At 35.5% G+C, this 21,279-nt stretch carries 16 protein-coding genes; 7 read left to right on the top strand and 9 right to left on the bottom strand.

Features of this window, described 5'->3' with window-relative positions; all coding sequences use genetic code 11:
• Positions 1-37: 37 nt before the first annotated feature.
• From QP953_RS04135 to QP953_RS04125, 3 genes are all read right to left on the bottom strand, one after another.
• Positions 38-742 (bottom strand): tetratricopeptide repeat protein, encoded by a 705-nt coding sequence (locus tag QP953_RS04135; RefSeq protein ID WP_309554058.1) that lies wholly within the window; start codon positions 740-742, stop codon positions 38-40.
• 136 nt (positions 743-878) lie between these two features.
• Entirely contained in the window at positions 879-2,288 is a 1,410-nt protein-coding gene (locus QP953_RS04130) for an HTTM domain-containing protein (protein ID WP_309554057.1), read from the bottom strand.
• Positions 2,289-2,297: 9 nt separating this feature from the next.
• On the bottom strand, positions 2,298-3,008 hold the full coding sequence (locus QP953_RS04125) for a hypothetical protein (protein WP_309554056.1): 711 nt from the start codon (positions 3,006-3,008) through the stop codon (positions 2,298-2,300).
• A gap of 393 nt (positions 3,009-3,401) precedes the next feature.
• Here QP953_RS04125 and QP953_RS04120 point away from each other — a divergent pair, with 393 nt between their 5' ends.
• Positions 3,402-5,912, top strand: a complete 2,511-nt coding sequence (locus tag QP953_RS04120; RefSeq protein WP_309554055.1) for an AAA family ATPase — start codon at positions 3,402-3,404, stop codon at positions 5,910-5,912.
• 4 nt (positions 5,913-5,916) lie between these two features.
• Here QP953_RS04120 and QP953_RS04115 read toward each other — a convergent pair whose 3' ends face one another.
• Positions 5,917-6,477: a hypothetical protein gene (locus QP953_RS04115; protein WP_309554054.1), complete on the bottom strand. Its 561-nt coding sequence runs from the start codon at positions 6,475-6,477 to the stop codon at positions 5,917-5,919.
• A gap of 94 nt (positions 6,478-6,571) precedes the next feature.
• A complete protein-coding gene (locus tag QP953_RS04110) occupies positions 6,572-7,162 on the bottom strand; it encodes a hypothetical protein (protein WP_052594904.1) in 591 nt (196 codons plus the stop codon).
• Between the two features lie 159 nt (positions 7,163-7,321).
• On the opposite strand from QP953_RS04110, the gene QP953_RS04105 reads away from it, so the two are divergent.
• A complete protein-coding gene (locus tag QP953_RS04105; protein ID WP_052594907.1) occupies positions 7,322-8,113 on the top strand; it encodes a hypothetical protein in 792 nt (263 codons plus the stop codon).
• 75 nt (positions 8,114-8,188) lie between these two features.
• Here QP953_RS04105 and QP953_RS04100 read toward each other — a convergent pair whose 3' ends face one another.
• From QP953_RS04100 to QP953_RS04090, 3 genes are all read right to left on the bottom strand, one after another.
• On the bottom strand, positions 8,189-9,895 hold the full coding sequence (locus tag QP953_RS04100; protein WP_309554053.1) for a TIGR02594 family protein: 1,707 nt from the start codon (positions 9,893-9,895) through the stop codon (positions 8,189-8,191).
• A gap of 266 nt (positions 9,896-10,161) precedes the next feature.
• Positions 10,162-10,884, bottom strand: coding sequence for a YARHG domain-containing protein (locus QP953_RS04095; RefSeq protein WP_309554052.1), 723 nt, complete (start codon positions 10,882-10,884; stop codon positions 10,162-10,164).
• Between the two features lie 32 nt (positions 10,885-10,916).
• Positions 10,917-12,209 (bottom strand): pentapeptide repeat-containing protein, encoded by a 1,293-nt coding sequence (locus QP953_RS04090; RefSeq protein WP_309554051.1) that lies wholly within the window; start codon positions 12,207-12,209, stop codon positions 10,917-10,919.
• A 555-nt stretch (positions 12,210-12,764) separates the two neighbouring features.
• Here QP953_RS04090 and QP953_RS04085 point away from each other — a divergent pair.
• Together QP953_RS04085 and QP953_RS04080 are read left to right on the top strand one after the other, a co-directional pair.
• On the top strand, positions 12,765-13,733 hold the full coding sequence (locus QP953_RS04085; protein ID WP_052594916.1) for an arginase: 969 nt from the start codon (positions 12,765-12,767) through the stop codon (positions 13,731-13,733).
• 98 nt (positions 13,734-13,831) lie between these two features.
• Positions 13,832-14,920, top strand: a complete 1,089-nt coding sequence (locus QP953_RS04080) for a hypothetical protein (protein WP_309554050.1) — start codon at positions 13,832-13,834, stop codon at positions 14,918-14,920.
• Between the two features lie 114 nt (positions 14,921-15,034).
• Here the strand turns inward: QP953_RS04080 and rpsT are convergent, their stop codons facing one another.
• Positions 15,035-15,292 carry a 30S ribosomal protein S20 gene (gene rpsT / locus QP953_RS04075; RefSeq protein WP_052594920.1) on the bottom strand — a complete coding sequence of 86 codons (258 nt, stop codon included), beginning with the start codon at positions 15,290-15,292 and terminating at the stop codon, positions 15,035-15,037.
• Between the two features lie 560 nt (positions 15,293-15,852).
• Between rpsT and QP953_RS04070 the strand changes: the two genes are divergently transcribed.
• The 3 genes from QP953_RS04070 (at position 15,853) to QP953_RS04060 (ending at position 21,104) form a co-directional block, all read left to right on the top strand.
• Positions 15,853-18,912 carry a 2-oxoglutarate dehydrogenase E1 component gene (locus tag QP953_RS04070; protein ID WP_309554049.1) on the top strand — a complete coding sequence of 1,020 codons (3,060 nt, stop codon included), beginning with the start codon at positions 15,853-15,855 and terminating at the stop codon, positions 18,910-18,912.
• Positions 18,913-19,035: 123 nt separating this feature from the next.
• Positions 19,036-19,596, top strand: coding sequence for an SRPBCC family protein (locus QP953_RS04065; RefSeq protein WP_052594922.1), 561 nt, complete (start codon positions 19,036-19,038; stop codon positions 19,594-19,596).
• Between the two features lie 419 nt (positions 19,597-20,015).
• On the top strand, positions 20,016-21,104 hold the full coding sequence (locus QP953_RS04060) for a mannose-1-phosphate guanylyltransferase (RefSeq protein WP_052594924.1): 1,089 nt from the start codon (positions 20,016-20,018) through the stop codon (positions 21,102-21,104).
• The last annotated feature ends 175 nt before the right edge of the window (positions 21,105-21,279 follow it).

Here is a 21,279-nt window from a genome sequence, read left to right as displayed (position 1 = left end):
AGATGAAACATTACGTTTTAGGCGCATTTTTTATTTGTTACTGAATGGTTGTTTTTTGCTGCATCAATTGTAATAATATTTGATAGTTTTGTTGAGCTAGAATAAACGAAGTATTATCCTGAAATAATTTTTTATACGTTCTTTGAGCCGCTTCCAAATCGTTTGCTTGTATTTGTATTGCCCCTATAAAATTTAAGCTAGCATGATAATAAGTAACGAGTTCGCTTTCTCCATTTTCTAAAATGATTTCTCGTTGTAACAATTTAGCCAAAGGATCATCAAGGTTCTTCTCCATTTGCAAGACGGCATTCCCCAAATCACCATGTGCTTTATATAAAACTGCCATCTCATAACGATACTCTAAGGCTCTTTTAGGTTCTACCTCAATCAAAGCCATATAAGCAGCCACAGCATCAACATAATTTGTTTGTTCAACCAATGATTTTGCTTTTAACAACAATAGTTTTCGTTGTTCTAATTCATTAGCCTCTTTTAGAGCTATATCTACGGCTTTTATAGCGGAGTCGTAAGCTCCTACTTTGAAGTAACAATCGGCTAACCTTTTGTACACGCTGTTGTTGTTAGGATCTAAATCTTCGATTTCATGCAAGTACACAATAGCGGTATGATAATCGTCTAAACTGAGTGCTCTATTGTATTTGTTCTCAATATGAGAAACTGTTTCTGGTGCCACACAAGCCCATAACAGCAAAAAAAATGAACAATATATCAAGTATTTCATAACTCTATTTTGGGGGTATATAATCATGCTTGTCCAATACATTATTCCTATAATGTAACGAACCGTTTATTCTTCTTTATTCTTCCTTAGTAGTTAGCTAAGGTGCTACTTCCTAGGACAGCCTTAAATTATCAGATTACTTAAAATAACCATCTTCATCTGAATAGCGTAAAATCCAATCGTTGTGTTTCCAGTAATGCGTCTCGACACTTGCTAAATCAACATCGGGATGAACAATGGGCACAAAAGGGCGCTTATTTCTTGAGACAAGTATTTCACCTCTAATTTCAACATTCTTAAAACCTGCCAACTCAGCTTCTTTTTTTAGAAATCGAGCAAACTGAGGCACTAAAGTCGGCCAGATTCCTAAACTCTTAACCTGTCTAGGGGATAAAAAATTCTCAGGTACTAATTCAGAATAACCCAACTCTACTGTTTTTGTATCGTCCATTTCGACAACACTCATTTTAGCATAAACATCACTACTACCAGACATCATATGCCAGCTGTATAATTTTCCTTCCTTCGTCCAAAAAACACTTCCATCTATTGCCCAACTTCTAAAAGGGAATAACAACTGAAAAACAACAAATACTCCCAAGCTTATCATTACGACTGATTGATATACCAGTGACGCTGTTTGTTTCTCTACAACTTCGGCTTGTCCTTCGAGCTGTTTGTTTCTAAAACGTTTGTTAATAAATGCAGCTAATTCAACAGGAGGAATAAATAAAACAAATGACAGCAACATGGTATAAGGAAACGTTCCTATTCTCAAAAACAAAGCATTCGTCATATTAAAACTAACGACAAGAATAAACGCCAGCCACAATGTTCTTCGACATAATAAAAGTCCTCCTATGAATAGGTCAAAAAATATTCCTCCCCAAGTAATTAACATCGAGCAAGGATAAATAATGTGATGTTTGACCGACCAACCTTTTAACGCAAAACTATTCTCTACCAAAGAATAACCTGCCATATTATCAATCCAATCTTTATTTTGCAACTTAGAAAGTCCTCCATAAAAGTAGATCACCAGAAACTGGAATCGAAACAAATACAACTGCCACCTAGGAATTTTTCCACTCAAGCCCAAACGCCACTTATCAATTGAAAATGCCTGATGTGCATCGGTTGTAGCAAAAAAAATAGCTACTAGTGCGTAGGCATAATAATGATTGTTCCAATAAGAAACGTCAATTAAAAATACATAGATGTAGACAACTGCCATTGCAATACTAGCAAACCGATAATAAACTCCTAACAGTAACATAACAGCCAAAATACAGCCAAGATACAAGGTAAAATTCATGAGTCCTGGCGGAAGAATTTCTAGCCATTCAAAACCAGGGTATCTAAAATGAAAAATAGGATCAATATAGCGCAGTTTGCCAAGATTCGTCCACAAAATGAGCTTCCCAAAAAAGTAAAACATAATCACGCCCCAAGCCATTCTAAAAAGAGCTAAAGACTCAGCAGGAACAGACTCAAAAAGGTGTACTCTTAAACCAACTTTTTTATCGATGTTAGCTACTTCTGTCATATACAAGTTTTATTTCTTGGCAGTACTTGCTTTTAATTGTTCCAACAATTTTTTGTTTCCTGCGGCCAACTTAAAGGGAACCCCCAAACGAGTAATTTCATCATAAATAGCGGTGGCAGCATCAAAATCATTGGTTTCAATTTTTATATATCCGATATAATTGAGAGCCGCTAAATAATAAGAGACATTATCTTCTCCCCAATCCGAATGAATTTTAGTTAAAGTTGTTTTACTCGTTGGCAAATCCCGCACCTGTTCCATTGTTTGAATACCATTCTGAATATCTCTTGCTTGAAAATACAGGACACCAATTTCATACAAATATTCCAACGCCTTCGTTTTATCTAGCCCTTTGAGTACATTGTAGGCAGCTATTGCTTCTGGATAGTTTCGAGATGCTGTCAATGATTCTGCTTTTAATGTCCATAAAACTAGCTGTTCTTCTAGAGTTACTTTAGGTATTAACTCCTCTGCAACTTTGATTGCACCAGCATAGTTTTTAGTTACCTTGTATAATTCTGCTAATTGTATCGCTGTAGAATCAAGATTGGGGTTGATTGCTAATAGCTCGTGGGCATAGTAAATAGCCGTGTAATAATCATTATAACCAATTGCTTTGTCCAATTGTACTTGCAACTGTTCTGTAGATGTAGTATTATTGTTGGTACACGAAACAAAGAGACCAAACAGAATGCTGTATAAGGTTATTTTGAGGTTCATAGACTTTTTTGTATTAATTTAGTAGAGATTATCAATAGCTCGGGTTTTAATACGCTCTAGTTTTTGAAGGAGTTGTTATTAGTTAGTCATTCGCACTCCACGCCCTCACAAAACCACTAACTATCAACAAAATACACCTTCAATCAGATTAATATTTTGTCATCCTAATGGTGCTAATAGATAATTTCAACGACCACAAAGTAGTCGTGCAGTTAACTAACTATTGTATTAAGAGAATCCTAACAAATATAACATTATTACGCAATTTTCCTTCTATAAAATTTATAACAATCTTATTTCTCGTAAATCGACATTAACAAAATAAAATATCGCCCAATACACATTCCTTAATAAACCACTAATACGAATCAACTACAAAAAACCAATATATTCATGGAAACTTTTATTGGAATTATACACCGAGTAACTTATCACAATACAGAAACGGGGTGGACTGTTTTAAAAGTTAATCCAATGCAAAGTTTGCACGAGTTAAGAACGGTTACAGTCCATCAAGCCAATGTTTTTGCGGGGGCAACGATGGAATTTGAAGGAGAATGGGTACAACACCCTAAATTTGGCGAGCAGTTCAAAGCTCATAAAATTATTGAACGAAAGCCCGCTACTGCCTCTGCTTTAGAAAAGTACTTAGGTTCAGGAATGATTCGTGGAGTAGGTCCCAAAATTGCAAAGCGCATTGTCAACTATTTTGGAGCAGATACCTTAGATATTTTTGAATATAAAATTGAACGGTTAACGGAAGTTCCTGGAATTGCCAGTACAAAATTGCAGCAAATTACCAATTCATGGGTCGAGCATCGAGAAATTCGAAATGTGATGCTATTTCTTCAAAGTTATGGCATTAGCACCCTATTTGCAGTGAAGATTTTTAAGCAATATGGCAACGATGCGATCCGTATTGTTCAAGAAAATCCTTATCAATTATCCAAAGATATTTATGGCATTGGTTTCTTTTCTGCTGATAAAATTGCCTTGAATATTGGTTTGGAAAAAGACAGCCCTCAACGAATACGAGCAGCAATTAGTCACGTTTTGGCGGCTAGTAGAGAGCAAGGACATTGTTATTTGGAGTTAGCAAATATTCAATTAGAAGTAAAAAAATTATTACAACAGGATTTTACAACATTGGTTCTTCAAGAAATTGTAGGTATGGAGGCTGATAACGAGCTAAAAACAAGACAACAAGATACCTTAACGTGCTACTACTCCAAGAGCTTATACTATGACGAACTCAATACCGCTCATTTAACCAAACAACTACGCCAACAAAAAATCCAAATTGATCTAAAAAGAGTAAACAATTGGCTAGGACGTTATAATCAGCGTCAAAAATTTCCGCTTAGCCAAGAGCAATATCACGCTGTACTAGGTGCTGTAGCGCAGCCTTTTTCTATCTTAACAGGAGGTCCTGGTTGTGGAAAGACCACCACCACAAAAGCCTTGGTTCAACTCCTTCGTGCTATGAAAAAGCGTATTTTATTAGCCGCACCAACTGGTCGAGCTGCACAACGCATGGCTGAAGTTATTGGTATGGAAGCTCAAACCATCCATCGTTTATTGGTTTGGCAACCTGGCTCTGGGCAGTTTCAAAAAAACGAAGAAGAGCCTTTGGAATGTGATTTCATTATTATTGACGAATCGTCTATGTTAGATATTTCTCTGGCTGCTTCCTTACTCAAAGCCATTCCAACTAAAGCCCAAGTCTTGTTGATTGGAGATGCCGACCAATTACCTTCGGTAGGCGCAGGAAATGTTCTAAAAGACTTGATAGATAGTCAAGTTATTCCTACGTACCAGCTCTTGAAAATTTTTCGCCAAGCACAAGAAAGTCGCATCATTCAATACGCACACCAAATTAATAAAGGACAAGTACCTAAAATTGAGTCGCCTATTCACCAAACTAATGCATGGGAACAAGGTATTGATTGCCTATTCATTGATTCGGACGAAGCGACCAAAGATCAATTGAAATTCATCCAGAAAATCAACAAAACGATGAAAGAGGTGCTTGAAAACAATAATATTGCCTTTGTCAAGGAATCGGATGAAACCTACAAATCTGTTCAAATGAAAAAAGATTTCTACATCCAAGAAACTTCAGAAAAAGAAATAGATGCGATTCGACGCAAAGGAGTTCGTTCTTATGTTTTTAATATTCCTGATAAATATTTAAATGCTGATTTGAATGCGCTTTTAAAATCGTCAAGTGAAGCAACAGCTTTAAAACAAGTTTTGCAAAATATTCATCCGTGGTCCTCGCTTCATTATGGTTTGACCGCAGCAGAAATGATCGTTCGTTTATACACCAAAACAATTCCTAACAAATTCTCTACTCTATTAGAAACACAGATTTTAGCTCCCATGAAAGTAGGCAGCATGGGAACCAACAATCTCAATCAGTTGATTCAAGCAATGGCAAACCCCGCTCAACAAGGCAAAGCGTCCATCGAGATGGGGAGCCGTGTCTTTAGAATAGGCGATCGAGTTATTCAACGCCGAAACAATTACGATTTAGAAGTTTTTAATGGTGATATTGGAATTATTACGTCCATCAATTCTTTAGATATGGTATTAGCTGTTCAATATCAAAATGGCTCTGAAACTAGAATTGTTGAATATCAAAAACAAGACATTATTGACCTAGAGTTAGCCTATGCCATTACCATTCACAAATCTCAAGGAAGTGAATTTGATATTGTTATCATTCCATTGGTTTTACAACACTTTAGCATGTTGTATCGCAACTTGATTTATACAGCATTGACCCGAGCTAAAAAAATGGCTATTTTTGTAGGTACTCGAAAAGCATTGGGTATTGCGGTTCGGAATATTGACAATCGTCAACGAAAGACCATGCTAAAAGAACTTTTGCTACAATTATGACCAATTACTGAATGGCTGCTATCAATATTTCCCATTCATCTGTCTGTGCCTTATCCAAAACAACGGCTTTGTTCTCTAAATCAACCGCCTTATCAAAACTTCTTAAATCGCCATCTTTAAAATACAACTTCACCTGACGCTTTTTTGTTTTGTCTGCCTCGTAAGCCGCTAAGTTTGCAGGGGAAGCATTGTACTCTTCCAAAGTGTAGAGTGCTGCTATTGGTTTTCCTTCATGGTAATAAAAAACAGCTTCTTGTGCTTTCATTCCTCCTGCAAAACAGAACACATATTTTTTTAGATCCTTATAATCTTTAACTGCACACTCATGTATTTCTTGAATAGTAATATTGCGCTCAATCGGTTTAAATTCCGCTGTTTCTTGATCAATTTTTTGAATTAGTTGATCTACATTTAATGTTGTAGTAGCAACAGTAGGCTTTGAAGGGGCAACTTCTACCTTGACATTCACCTCCTGCGGATTGGTTGTTCTGTCCTTCGTTTTCTTGGTTCCACAACCAATTAAAATAAAAAGCCCTGTGCCGAATAGTAGTTTGTATACTTGCATGTTACGTTATTTATAAATTAAGTCGGTTTATTTTCATAGAAAAATCAAACATCTACGAAATCTTCAGTTGTAATACAACGATTAACAAATTTCATTACAACATCTTAACCTTTATAGTGTGTGTTTTGTTTTTCATTGAATTGACTTCTTCTATCAAAGCATTGGCACTAAATATATTATTATCCGAAGACGTTCTACTACTATAAAAATTAATTGTAATCATATAATTAGGATTCTGCAAGGCGTCCAAAGCTTCCTTACTAATGTTTAAGTTTTCAATGTGCATGGTTTGGGTCTCATTCTGTTCATATAACAATGCGATACTTTTAAGGTATATTTGTTCATCCTCTTCATTATAATAATCTTTACCAGCAACATTTGACACATCTTTGGGCAATCCGCTTAAAGCAATATCAACAACCAAACGCTCTTTACCACTATCCAATATCTTTTGTACACCTTCTGAAAAATCAAAATGAATGGCAAAAGATGGCACAGGAATGCTATCTGGAGGATTCGGAGTTGCTTGGTTCTCATCAGACACTGTTGTATTTTCTTCCACCTCTCGCAACACTTCTGTATTGGTTGCTAAAGTATCCGTTACTGTCTCTACATTAGTCGATGGGCTTGTTTCATTAGCGCAAGCAGTTAATAAAAATAAGAAAATTAGATAGTAAAATTTCATGACTTAGTTTTGTGTAAAAAAGTTATTTAATATCGCTACGAATACAATTTTTAAGCATTGTAACCACCTCTTTTAGTAGCAAACAGAGGTAAATCTCCAATTAAAATGGCACTATTAATGTACGATTAACTATCATTATTAAATACAAAATCCAATATTATGCATCAGTCCATTTTAAGCCTCTTTTTTAGTTGCTTTTTAGCACTTTATGCTCAAGCTCAACTCCAAAACACAGGTTCTCAAAAACCTCCTTTTGAAATTTTGCATGACCAAACAAAGGAATACTGGTTTAATCAAATAGAAAAGAGGCTACAAGAAAACGAGCTCTCTAATGAAGAAAATTTCACATTTAGTTTTGTAGATTTAGATGGCAATAAACAAGTTGAACTAATTACTTTTTCTGGAGATGAACATTATAAAATTACTAGAGTTTTTAATCTTGTTTTTTTAGAAAATGGGAATATACAATTAAAAAAAATTCATCAGTGTAATGATGCCTATTCTTTAATTCTTGACTTGGATAAAGATGGCATTCCTGAATTATTGGAACCAGCAGTTACCCCCCAATTTTTAGCTCAGTTTGACAGTCCGTTATCCCCAGAAAATGCTTCCATTCAAGACTATATCGAGACGATTTTTAGTACAAGTCCTTCCTCCTATTCTGATGTACAGGCAATCCATCAAAAAGCAGAGCATGAATTCTCAAAAATTATTAATGATCAAGATCAAAAAGCAAACTACTTCCAAAACTCTAGGTTGTTTTTTCGAATGCCCATCCAAATTCTCACATACCAAGATGGAAAATTTGTTAACGCAACTTCGTTTTATAAAAATCATCTAGAATGGAAAGCAGCCATACTCGAACAACTAAAAAATAAAACGACAACACTACAAGCGAAGCAGTTTCTTGATTTGGTTCTTAAAGACACTCAATTGATGTTAGAAAAATGACTTTACTCTAAAGTACAACGTACTATTTGTTTTAGACAAATAGTACGCTGCCGACCAAGCCTTAATAAAAGAACCTTAATCTAAGTAGTTTTGTTCAGGAATATTCCAACTAGAAGGTACTTTATAAGCAATTACTTGCCTTCTCTCCTTTTTGATATTAACAGAATTGTTCTGGTTACCTCCCAACATTGTAATTACCTTAGTTTTCTTGTTGTATCCTACAACAAAACCAATATGCCCTGCACCACCTCTTTTAACAATTGCCAAGGCTCCATAAACAGGTCTGGAGACTTCTTTTCCATATTTGGCGGCATATGTTTTGGCTCTCATGCCATCAAATCCAGATAAAGGAGATTGTCCTGTTTGTTTAAAACAATAAGAGACAAAAGCAGCACACCAATTGGCATCGCGCACTGTTTGAGTTTTTGCCCAATCATACGCCCCTAAGCTTTCAAACAACATTTTAACCCATGGATCATCTTTTACCATTCTAGCAGTTTCTTTTTTTCCCAAATGCTTTTCTGCCTCTCTAATCCACGATGGTTTAATGTAGCCACCTTCTGCCAATTCGGTCTCTTCCCCTTCACTGGTTTTGCCATCATCTGAAACATTACCACCAGAGGAACTACCTCCTTTTATCATAATCGTCTCCCCAGCATTAAAGCCTTGCTCTCCATTGCCATAAGTTTTTAATTTGTCCGCATTCCATTCCTTCAACTGCTCTACTGTCACCCCATGCTCCTTTGCAATTCGCAACAAGCCCCAACCCGAAGGCACCTCAAAGGTATTTCCTGAATTAGACTCAGTATTAGATTCTGTATTCTTAGTTTCTTGCTCACCACCTTTAAATCCAGTCAATCGAGCTGTTCTATTTTTCCACCCTTTGATATACTTACCAAACTTGGTAGGATTCTTTTTGACCAATCCATCGTAGTACTCATTTTGGTACACTACAAATTTTTCAACCAATTGATTAGCATTACTAGCATTGATTGCAGCAATTTCAGCTGTTGTAAATTCGGAATTATTCACAGGGAATTTATTGTTAGAATCTAATGCATTTAAGGCTCTTTTGATGTTCTTTTTAACAATTCCTGGCGTCAAAATACTTTGGTCAAAAATAGCATTGATAACCTTGGTACTCTTAATTTTATCCAAGCCATTTTGCTCAAATCTAGTCTTGATATAATATTCGTCTACCTGTTGTTTCGTAATATCCTTAATCAAGGAAGGATTATTAACATCTAAACCAAACATTTTTGCAAAAGCAGGCCATTCTCTTTTTTCAGCAATTCCATATTTGGTTTTTCCTCCTGGATCATTAGGATCATCCACATAACCACCTTCTGATTTATGAATACCAGTTAAAAACTCTTTTACAGCGGGGGTTTCGGCAATTGCAGCATATTTATCCTGACCTTCTTGTATTGAAGAATTATCATTTGGACTAGGTTGATCATCAACTCGTGGGGTAGGATTTTCGTCTTGGTTGACAAGAGAATGATCTACTATATCATCTCTTTTGCTCAGCGAATCACCAATATTTTCTGTCGTTTCATTAACCTTATTGACAATCTTTCCACCAAGTTTCAATTTTTGCTGCCTTTGAATAACATTATCTTCTATTTTTTGAATAGCAGCGTTCAACCGATCCAATTTAGAACGTTCTTGATCGTCAATAACGCCATCTTCATTAAATAGTTTTTCATAATAAGCCAGTGTATCTTTGTATTTTCGAACTTGACCTCTTAACGTTTTTAGTTGTTTTAATAACTTAGACATAATAGTGTGTTTTATTAGGTGTAATGGTTTTATAGCAATGAATTCAAGAGATTTATAATCTCAAAAAAACAATATACAACTATTAAATCTAGTATTTTTTTACCAAAAAAACAAACAAAAATATCTTTTGATCAAGAGTCTAATGTTTTATTATAGATAAATTAACCTATAATTCATCTATGCAGGGCATTGTAGATAAACAATTAAAAATCAAATTGAAGCATAAAAGCGCATAAACATAACATAAAAATTAACCTATATATGCTTTAACGCCTTCCTTCTATTTCCTTAATAAGCTTAATATTTCGTTTCTCCAAGGAGGTTAAAAACTTGGTAACATCTGAATGTTGAGGTCTATACCAATCTTGCTGCCTAAAATAAGTATCCATTTTCCCCCCCTCGATAAATTGATATCCGTATCGAGCAAAGATTTCGTTTCTCATAATTTGAAGTGCTTTAGAAGACATCTTTTCAAGGTTTTCAGGAATTAGATTTTCAAACGAAGCATTTGCATACTCTCCATAAAACTCTTCTGATATCTTACTATTTACCCTACGCCCAAGCTCGTATTCTTCTTCTTTCTCCGATAGATTACTCCAAGAATCATAAATTTTCAAACACTTTATTCGTTTTCCATTATTTGTATAAATAACAAATTCCCCTTGATACTTATCTGATTCGAAGCGCCCATTTTTATCAATTGTAACATTAGTTAAATTTTTATAGACACAAATCCTCTCGGCTGTTTTAGCATCAACGTCCCATAGTCCACTTTTTATTTGGGCAATTATTTCATTACCCGTATTGAATAATACCAAAGTAGACTCTCCTTCCGAATCCCCAAAATGATACACTCCAAAGTATTCCATTTTAAATTTAGGACTCCATTTAGTAACATTAGCCGCATCAATTGGTGAAGCCCCAAGGTATTGCCCCCAAATGGCATTAGAAACAAACACTACTATTATCAGTACAAGTAATTTTTTCATTCGAACTATTGATACATTTAAAGCTGGCAAAATCACCAAACGACATCCTTCAACACAGCTCCCCTAAAGCGGCTTCCCTCTAAAACAGCTCCTCTAAAATCGGCTCCTGTCAGATTGCAATTTTCAAAATCAGCTCCTCTAAGGTTTGCATTTACAAAACTCGCTTTTTTGAGATTAGAGCGAGAAAAATCAACATTTTCTAAGTTAGCATCTGCAAAGATAGCCTGCTCCAAATTGGCATCCGTTAACAAACTTCCAGTAAAATCTACATCACTAAAATCTTGTGCTTTGGCATAAACGCCACACCAACTAGAGTAGGGTAAAAACAATTCTTGCAATTCTAGATGATGCTCCATTTTTTTCATATCCAAGATAGCCTGTTTCCCCCGTTTGTTTTCGTTCCCTTTATAAATGCCCAATGCCTGCCCTTGTATCGCTATCAATTGCCATTTTCCGCCTACTCCACCTGAATTTAGAAAGTCTTGGTGCGCTGCAACGACTTCTGCCAATTCCTCCGCACTGAACGCTCCTGCTTGATAGGCTTTCTCTTGCATTTTTTGAGTTTTGATAGGCATTTTTCGAGCTAGTTGATCTGCTAAAGGAAAATGTTGTGTCAGAACCAATATATCCAATGACCAATACTGCTGAATTTTAGGGGGCAACTTCTGAATTGGTGTCTGCTTGTAACCTTCTGGTATTCCAAAAAATTCTTTGCGACGACGCCCAAATGCTTTAGAAGCCAAGACAAAGTCTAAGTACGTAGCAAAATTTGTCCATCTAGAATCCTCAAAGCAAGTGCCTGCCTCATCTCCCAAAAGAACTAGTGGCGATTGCCCTTTTCTAAAGAAGAAAGCCATATTACAATAATAAGAGAACTTATCAAAAGGACGAATACAAGCATGGAAATCAACGGTAGAATATATTGTACTTTCTAATACGATATCATCTTGGTAAACATTAGGAGATACTACATTTCGCAAAACATCCTCTAATGGCAGTAACAAGACACAACCATCTTCTTTTTCAAAACTTTCCTCTGTATAATCCCATCCAACGGGAGCAATAGATCGGTGAAATGGCGGGTATTTATCGGTGTGATAGGCAGGATTGTTCTTAAACATCCAACGCAACTGTAGACCATTGGTTTGGCTATAGAATCGACGTATAGCCTCATCAAATTGACAATTGTACTTTGCTTCCAAGGCTTCCAGCTCTCGTTCTGTTAGCGGGGCAAAAGTATGGTAACCTAACAATTCAATGTTTGAATGTCGGGCCAATTCCTTAGCTAAATTATTGAAAGCTTCTATATAGTTTTTTGTTGCCAAAAGGTTCTTTTTATAAAGAATCGAACTGCATAAATTGATGCACACAAGCACTAATATAAACTATTTTAATGATTTATACAAGCCTTCAATTTTAAGACCTTAGGTTTTTATTCCTTGCTTCTTGTTCTCTGTATTTATAATGGCTTCTTCATTTATCCAAGAACTTAAAAAACTTTATTAGCAGTGTTTGTATTTTAAACCAAATTTAGCTAATATCGTTGTTTACTTGTTAAAATCAATGGAATTCCCTAATGTGCCTTTTTTAAAGGTGTTTATTTAGAATGAATGCGATGAACTTTATATTCACAATTCATTATGTAATCGTTCAGAAAAGATTTAATACTTATTTATAAGTAATCGTTCAGAAAAAACTATTATAAAAAACAACCTTCTTTTTGTACTATTCTACATCAAAATTTGCTTCCGCTCTATGCGCTAAAAAATACAAGCATCGTAGATTAACGTCAAAAAGAAGACAATCTTATCTCTGGTTACTGAAACTAAACAACTTAGGTTTTCCTCAAAACTTATCGTTGAAAAGAAAAAAGAACTGTCATGACAAATAAAAATGATAAAATCAGAATACTAGAAGTTCCTTCTGAATTAGGTGCTGGAACTCGTGGAGCCAGTCTAGGAATTGGCGCCATAAAGGTAGCTGCTTTGAATGCTCAAAATAAATATTTTTCAAAATATACCTCTACAATCATCCCGAATGAAAATGAGTTACTCTTTGAGGATAGCCCTACTCAATATGCCAATTATATAGATGGTATTGTCAAGGTTTATAATTATGTCTCGCATTATGTTTCGGAAGAGGTAACTTACAACAAACGCTTTCCAATTGTTTTGGCAGGCGATCACTCTACAGCAGGAGCAACGATTACAGGAATCAAAAAATCAAATCCTGACAAACGTCTAGGAGTTATTTGGATTGATGCGCACGCTGATTTACATACACCATACACAACTCCTTCTGGCAATGTACACGGCATGCCTTTGGCGGTCTGTTTAGGAATTGATAATATAGAGCACCAACGCAATGACATTCCCAAAGAAATTGCCGAACATTGGCATCAATTAAAACATATGGGCGGGGTTTATCCCAAAATAGAAGCCAATGATTTGGTTTTTATTGCTCTACGAGACACCGAAGAGGAGGAAGATTTTTTGACCGAACGTTTAGGCATTCGCAATTTTGCGGTTAAAGAAGTACGAGAAAAAGGAACACAACAAACGGTAAAAGAAGTCTTGGCTTACCTCAACAATTGTGACATGATCTATGTTTCTTTTGATGTCGATAGTATGGATTGTGAATTGGTCTCTAAAGGTACTGGAACACCTGTTCCCAACGGTTTATCAGAAGAAGAAGCAACGGATATTGTTTGTGGATTGGTAGCAGATCCCAAAACTTGTTGCTTGGAAGTCACAGAAGTCAACCCTACCTTAGACAACAAACAAAATACCATGGCTGAAACAGCATTTCGTGTTTTAGATCGAGCCACCAATATTGTGAAAAACAGATAATAATACATTTTTCTACTAAAACCTTGACACTTTTGAGGCTTTGAAATGAACAATTCAAAGCCTCAAAAAACACCAAACACCTATTGATAACATACATTATGAGTTACAAAGCAATTCTAGTTGCCCTTCTTATTTTTATTCCCTTTTTAAATTATAGTCAACAATTAATTTTTGCACATCGACCTTTTCATGATGCTCAAATATCTGCGTGGCGGTATAGTCAAGATACAGTAGTCTTTAGTCCAGAAGCATTGATAATGGGTTTTGTAAATTTACCCCATGCTGATGCTCAAAATCCTGAACTGAGCATTGTAATTGACAATCAGTCTGGCAAGCCTATTACAACGACCTTTAGATTAGTTCGATTTGATCCCAGCAAATTGCGTTGGAATGCAGAAGTCAAACGTTTACAAAAAGCCATCTTGAGCAATAAGAATTGGTATTATTTTGAGATAACTCCCAAGCCTTCGGTAACCGATGCTTATAATGGCGTAGCATTTTTGGGTGCTATTCATCAAATTGCAAAAAATAATAAACCAGTAACTCTAACTTACCATATTTCTGGCAAATACGAATCGAATGTATGTACCATTGATTTTAGTCAACAACAAGGTATTTTTGAAGCACTTTGGGTCAAATTGGATTACTATCAAACGCTGCTCAAAAAAAAGGAAAGTATCGAACAACAACAAGCCAAACTTGTGCAACAATGCCGCCCCTATACATTTAATGAAATTAGTAAATGGGCAGCCAAAGCGACTGGTTTAAAAACTAATTTAGCGGCAACAGATTTGGACTTGTTTAAGGTAGTCGAAAATTTAAAAATTGTAACAGAAGCCATTCCAAACTCTATTTCGCCTTACTTAAAACGGGAGCTACACGCTTTATTTTTATTAGATGTTGCTATTGTAGAAATGGCAGATGGGCGCAATAAAAATCAAAAAATTCGACAAAAAGAGGATTTGCTCAAACAACTATCGCTGTACCCCGAATTAAAATCGACTTTAGATTTGTATAAGAAAACAACAGAGAATGTTCTACTCTACAAAAAAACAGAACAAGCACAGCAAAAGGAGCTGCAAGAGTTAACAAAAAAATATCGCCCCTATCAAGGCATCTATACGACGCATCAAGAACTTCAGGCAGAATTAGATTTGCTAGAGGTTGATTTACAATATTTCGATTAACAATAACTAGCTACCTCAAAATTACAACCTGCGTATACTCGTATACAAACACAAAAAAGTACACTTACTTTAAATAGTAAGTGTACTTCCTTAAAAGAACCTTAGTTCTTTTAATTATTTTGCCAATCCACCAACGTGTTTAGCTAATTTTCCTTTAAGGTTAGCCGCTTTGTTTTTGTGGATTTGATTTTTCTTAGCCAAACGATCAATCATAGAAACAACTTTTGGTAAGAAAGCTTCTGCTTCTTTGTGATCTTCCATACCACGTAATCTACTAATAGCAGTACGAGCAGTTTTTTTGTAAAAACGATTGTGTAATCTTTTTTTTGCGTCTTGACGCATGCGTTTTTTTGCTGATTTATGGTTTGCCATAATTATCTATAAGTTATGATTCTTTCAATTTTTCTTTACAAATGCCTTAAATAATTCCTCTAAGGGCATGCAAAGATAATAATAGTTTCAAAAAATTCAATGTTTTATCAAAAAATAATCATTTTTTCTTCCTTTATGACCTATTATCACTCATTTTTCAAGTAGCTCGTTCTCTAAACTTTATCAATAAATAAATACAGAATAAAAGGTACAACCTCTAACAAACTTCTATAAACCCTAGCCATCGCTTTCTATTCAATGATTTTAGGGAAATAAGCTTGGGAAGTAATTATAACTTTTGTACCTTTATTTTTTAATATAATGATAGGTTTTAGCGGCTGTAATGAATCCTTTTTTTAAAGACGTATCCAATCAATTATTAACCGTTGATTAAAGACCTAAAAAAGAAGAAAAATGTTAAGTTGATGGACTTGATTATTTACAATAATAAGTAATTGAATGTTAAATAACATAAATCCACTGCTTAAATATCATATAACAATAGTTTGTTAAAAATCTATTGACAAACTACTAATGTAAAATGTAATCGTAAAAACAAAATGGATTATTCATTTATTTCCAATGCTCATCCAGCCTATATAGAAGGCTTGTATCAACAATACAAAAACAATCCTGAATCTGTTGCCGATGGATGGAAAGAATTTTTTGCAGGCTTTGACTATGCGACTCAACACGAGAATGGCTTAGAAACAACAGACAGTGCTCCTACCAATCGAGCATCGTTTTCTTCTCCCAAGGAGTTAGCAGTTCTTAATTTGATTCAAGCATATAGAATGCGTGGTCATTTAGTTTCAACAACCAACCCAATTAGAGAACGCAAATTTCGATTCCCTAGCTTGGATTTGGCATATTATGGGTTGTCAAACGATGATTTGAACGCCCAATTTATTGCAGGTAGTGAGATTGGTTTGCCAAATGGCACCTTAAATGAAATTTTAGACAAACTAAAAACCATTTATTGTAGTAATATTGGCTTCGAATTTGCCCATATTGACAATCAAGATAAATACCATTGGCTAAAAAATCGCATTGAAAAAATCAAAGCAGGAGATTACGGTCATAGCTTGGATAAAAAGAAGCGAATTTTAGAAAAATTAAATGGTGCAACTGGCTTTGAAAATTTCTTAGGCAAAAAATATGTTGCTCAAAAACGTTTTGGATTAGAAGGTGGTGAATCTGCAATTCCTGCTTTGGACGGAATCATCAACACAGCCGCTGCTTTAGAAGTAGAAGAGGTGGTAATTGGTATGGCGCATCGTGGGCGTTTGAATGTTTTGGCCAATATCATGGGCAAAACCTATGAATACATTTTTAGTGAGTTCGAAGGAAATATGCCTAAAGATACCATTTTTGGAGATGGTGATGTAAAATACCATTTGGGTTATTCTTCTCAAATCAAAACTCCAGAAGGCTTTGATGTACATCTCAAACTTGTACCCAACCCTTCTCACTTAGAGGCTGTAGGTCCTGTTGTACAAGGTTTTTCGAGAGCAAAAGCAGATTTGCTTTATAATTCTAATTTTGATAAAATTCTACCAATCCTAATCCATGGTGATGCGGCTGTTGCTGGTCAAGGGGTTGTTTACGAATTGGTTCAAATGAGTGAATTGGAGGGTTACTACACTGGAGGAACCATTCATTTTGTTATCAACAATCAAATTGGTTTTACAACAGATTTTGAAGATGCTCGCTCGTCTACTTATTCTACAGCAGCAGCAGCTTTGGTTCAAGCACCTGTATTTCATGTCAATGGAGACGATCCTGAGGCAGTCCTATTTGTTGCTCAACTAGCCGCTGAATATCGCCAAGAATTTAATACTGATGTTTTCATAGACATGGTGTGTTATCGCAAGCATGGTCATAACGAAGGAGATGACCCAAAGTTTACACAGCCACAGTTTTATGAAAAAATCAAAAAGCATAAAAATACCAGAACCATTTACAGTCAGAAATTGATTGCTAATGGGGAAATTGAGGCAGCTCTAGCCAAACAAATGGACAAGGAGTTTGACGCTTTGCTACAAGCAAAATTTTCGCAAGCGAAAGAAGAGGCTCCTACTTATGAATACCAAACGCCAGAACAAGCTTGGCGTAAGTTAAAGAAACATACTATTCCAGAAGACTATGTTCTTTCTCCAGATACAAGCATCAAAAAAGAAGTCATTACATCAGTATTGAATTCTTTGCAAACGATTCCTGAAAACTTTACACCTCTGCCTAAATTCAAGCGTTTATTAAACCGTACACAGGATTTTATAGATAGAGGATTGATTGATTGGGCAATGGGAGAACACCTTGCGTATGGTTCTTTACTTTTAGAAGGGTACGACATTCGTATTAGTGGTCAAGATGTTAAACGAGGAACTTTCTCTCACCGAAATGCAGTATTGTACGATGCAAAAACAAACAAGCAATACAATCGCTTTAATGATTTAGAGAAAAAACAAGGTCAATTTAGAATACACAATTCTCTACTTTCTGAGTTTGCTGTATTGGGTTTTGAGTTTGGCTACTCATTGGCTAGTCCAGATCCACTTGTTTTGTGGGAAGCTCAGTTTGGTGATTTTGCGAATGGTGCTCAAACTATGTTTGATCAGTTTATTTCTTCGTCTGAAAGCAAGTGGCAACGTATGTCAGGTTTGGTTATGTTACTTCCTCATGGTTACGAAGGGCAAGGTCCAGAGCATTCTAGTGCTAGATTAGAACGCTATTTGCAGAGTTGTGCCGAATTTAACATGACTGTTGCCAATGTCACTACACCAGCCAACTTCTTCCACCTGTTGCGTCGTCAACAAGCTCGACCATTCAGAAAACCATTGGTTGTGATGAGTCCCAAAAAACTCTTACGTCCGAAGGATATGAATCGTCCTGATGAAGAGGTGTTATATAGAGAATGTGTTTCTTCTTTTGAAGACCTAACGCAAGGTTCTTTCAAAGAAGTTTATGACGATCCTAAAATTACGACTACCAAACAAGCTCAAAAGATAAAACGCGTACTTTGTTGTAGCGGAAAAATCTACTACGAATTACTAGATAAAAAAGTAGCTGATAAGAGAGACGATATTGCTATTGTTCGCTTGGAGCAATTGTATCCGTTCCCTAAAAATCAAGTAAAAGCGGCTATTGAAAAATATAGTAATGCTGAATGGTTCTGGGTACAAGAAGAACCTTCTAACATGGGAGCATGGCAATACATTTTAGCCTTTTATCGTCATTATGACATTCAGCTAGTCGCTAGAAAATCAAGTGCATCGCCTGCTACTGGTTTCAAAAAAGTACACGAGGCTCAACAAGAAAATATTTTGTTGCGCGCTTTTGGTGAATTGGAAAATACGAGTACCTCTTCTAGAGAAGCTAATGTCATGCACTCCCCAACCAACAGTCCTCCAACGAATGGAAACAAACCAGATGACTTAACAGCTTTAAAAGGACTTGGGAAAGTAGTTGCTAAACAATTGGAAACAGCAGGAATTACAACATTCAAGCAATTGGCTAAATTATCTAACAAGGAAATTCATAATCTAAATGATCAAATCCCTGGATTTGGTGCCAAATACAAACGTTACGATTGGAAAACACAAGCACAAGTGCTGAACTAAAATTAGTTATTTCAAAGACAGTAGTTTTGTGACTCAACAATATAAATAAGTCGTCTAGCTTTAGTCTAGACGACTTTATTGCTTCTTTCAAGCAGTGCAAAACTCACAGAATTAGTAAGACGAATGCCGACACTTTTTATTTTATTTACACTTTTAGGTTTCTTTTTTCTAACCATTGTTTTGGCGGGCTTGTTTTTGCCTTCTACTTGGATTATAGAAAAAGCCGAACTCATCCATGCCACTCCTTCCGACTTATTCTCTTTAGTCAACTCTTTAGAAGAATGGTCTAACTGGACGGTTTGGTCTTCAGAGGATAAAGACTCTAATTTGACCTTTGAATACCCTGATCAAAAAGAAGGCTTGGGTGCTGTTCAAATATGGAGAAACAATCGAATCAATGGAGTTCTAACCATTACGGAAAGTGTTGCAAACAAAGAAATAAAGTACCAATTTGATATTCAAGAAGGCAATCTAACCTTATTGGGCACTATCGTTTTGGCACCTGCTGATACTAACTATACACAAATTGCTTGGCGTTGTCAACTAAAGGAGTTAACCGACAACAACCCCATTCGACGCTATCAAGCATATTTTTTAAAAAATTATTTTGATACGACTATTGAAGCAAATTTGGCATCTATGGCATCTATGTTTAATACAACAGATGATGCTTCGGACGTATAATTAGATAGCTTGGTTTGTCCTATATATATAATAGTTTGTTAAAACTATGTTAGTAGTAGTAAATTAACTTAAGTGTAGCGATCTTACACTATCATTAGCCAACTAATTACTTGAGGCTGTACTCACAAATAAGCAACTCTCTTGGTATAATGCATTCTTGTTACTCATGTGTATAGTTTGCAGCCATGAACCTATGATCTAAAAAATACAACAAAGCATTTTGTATATAATTGATTGTTAATACGACATTTAATTCAGAAAACCTTAAATAATTCATTTCATACATTTTAGCTAACTGTTGTTAGATATACATTATAATAAATAACATTCTTTGCAGGTTTAGCTTATCCACCAAAGTGTTTGATTTACTTGTCTTTGTTCAAGAATTAAGCTGCAAAGAGTAACCATTCTTTTATCTTATGAACAATAATAACTATGTTGTTATTATGGCTGGCGGAATTGGTAGCCGCTTTTGGCCTAGTAGCCGCAAAAAAAAACCCAAACAATTCTTAGATATTCTCGGACTAGGAAAAACGCTTTTGCAATTGACATTCGAGCGTTTTACCAATGTTTGCCCTGCTGAAAATATCTTTGTTGTTACCAACTTGGAATACAAACACCTTATCAATGAACAGCTCCCCCAATTAACGGATCATCAAATCCTAACCGAACCCTCTAGAAATGATACCGCACCTTGTATTACGTATGCTGCTCTAAAAATTCAAAAAATCAATCCTAAGGCTAACTTTGTCGTAGCTCCTTCAGATCATATTATTTTGAAAGAGGAACAATTTGTTAATAGAATTAAAGAAGGATTAGATTTTGTAGAAAAAAACAACGCATTGCTTACCTTAGGTATTCAACCTCATCATCCCAATACAGGATATGGCTATATTCACTTTGATAAGGAAAGCCCTGCACCTATTTACAAAGTCCACCAATTTACCGAAAAACCCGACTTAGAAAACGCAAAGAAATTTGTTGCTAGTGGTGACTATCTATGGAATGCAGGTATTTTTGTTTGGAACGTTACTACAGTTTTGGACGCAATAAAGAAATATGCCCCAGAAGTTTATAATATACTAAATCAAGGTGAAGCTCATTGGTGTACGTCGCAAGAACAAAATTTCTTAAATGAATATTATCCTACAACGCCAAGCATATCAATTGACTATGCAATCATGGAAAAAGCAACCAATATCTACACCTTGCCTGCAGATATTGGTTGGTCAGACTTGGGAACTTGGGGCTCTTTACATGAGCAATTTGATAAGGATGAGCACGACAATGCCATCAGTAGCCCAACCCCTGAACTTGTTCAAACCCTAAATACATCTAATTGCATGCTTCGAGCTACTAAAGATAAGCTGGTTGTAGTGAAGGATTTGGAGAACTATATTGTTATAGAAGAAGATAATGTTTTATTAATTTACCCTAAGGATAAAGAACAGGAAATCAAGCAGGTTTCTAAAGAACTAGCAGCTCGTTTTGGCGAAAATTATCTCTAATACGAACTTGGTTATCAAAAAATAAAGTTAAGACTCTTGTAAATAAAGAAGCTCATCAGTATACAACCTGATGAGCTTTTTTATATTTCAATAATTCACCGAAAATTCTACCAGCTTAATAGTCAAAAAAATTACAATCAACCACAAAGTAATAGTACGGCTAACTACTAGTATC

Source organism: Aureispira sp. CCB-E (assembly GCF_031326345.1).
In the GTDB taxonomy this organism is placed as follows: Bacteria; Bacteroidota; Bacteroidia; order Chitinophagales; family Saprospiraceae; genus Aureispira.
Note: the sequence above shows the minus strand (reverse complement) of the source record. Positions and strands in the feature narration are given on the sequence as shown.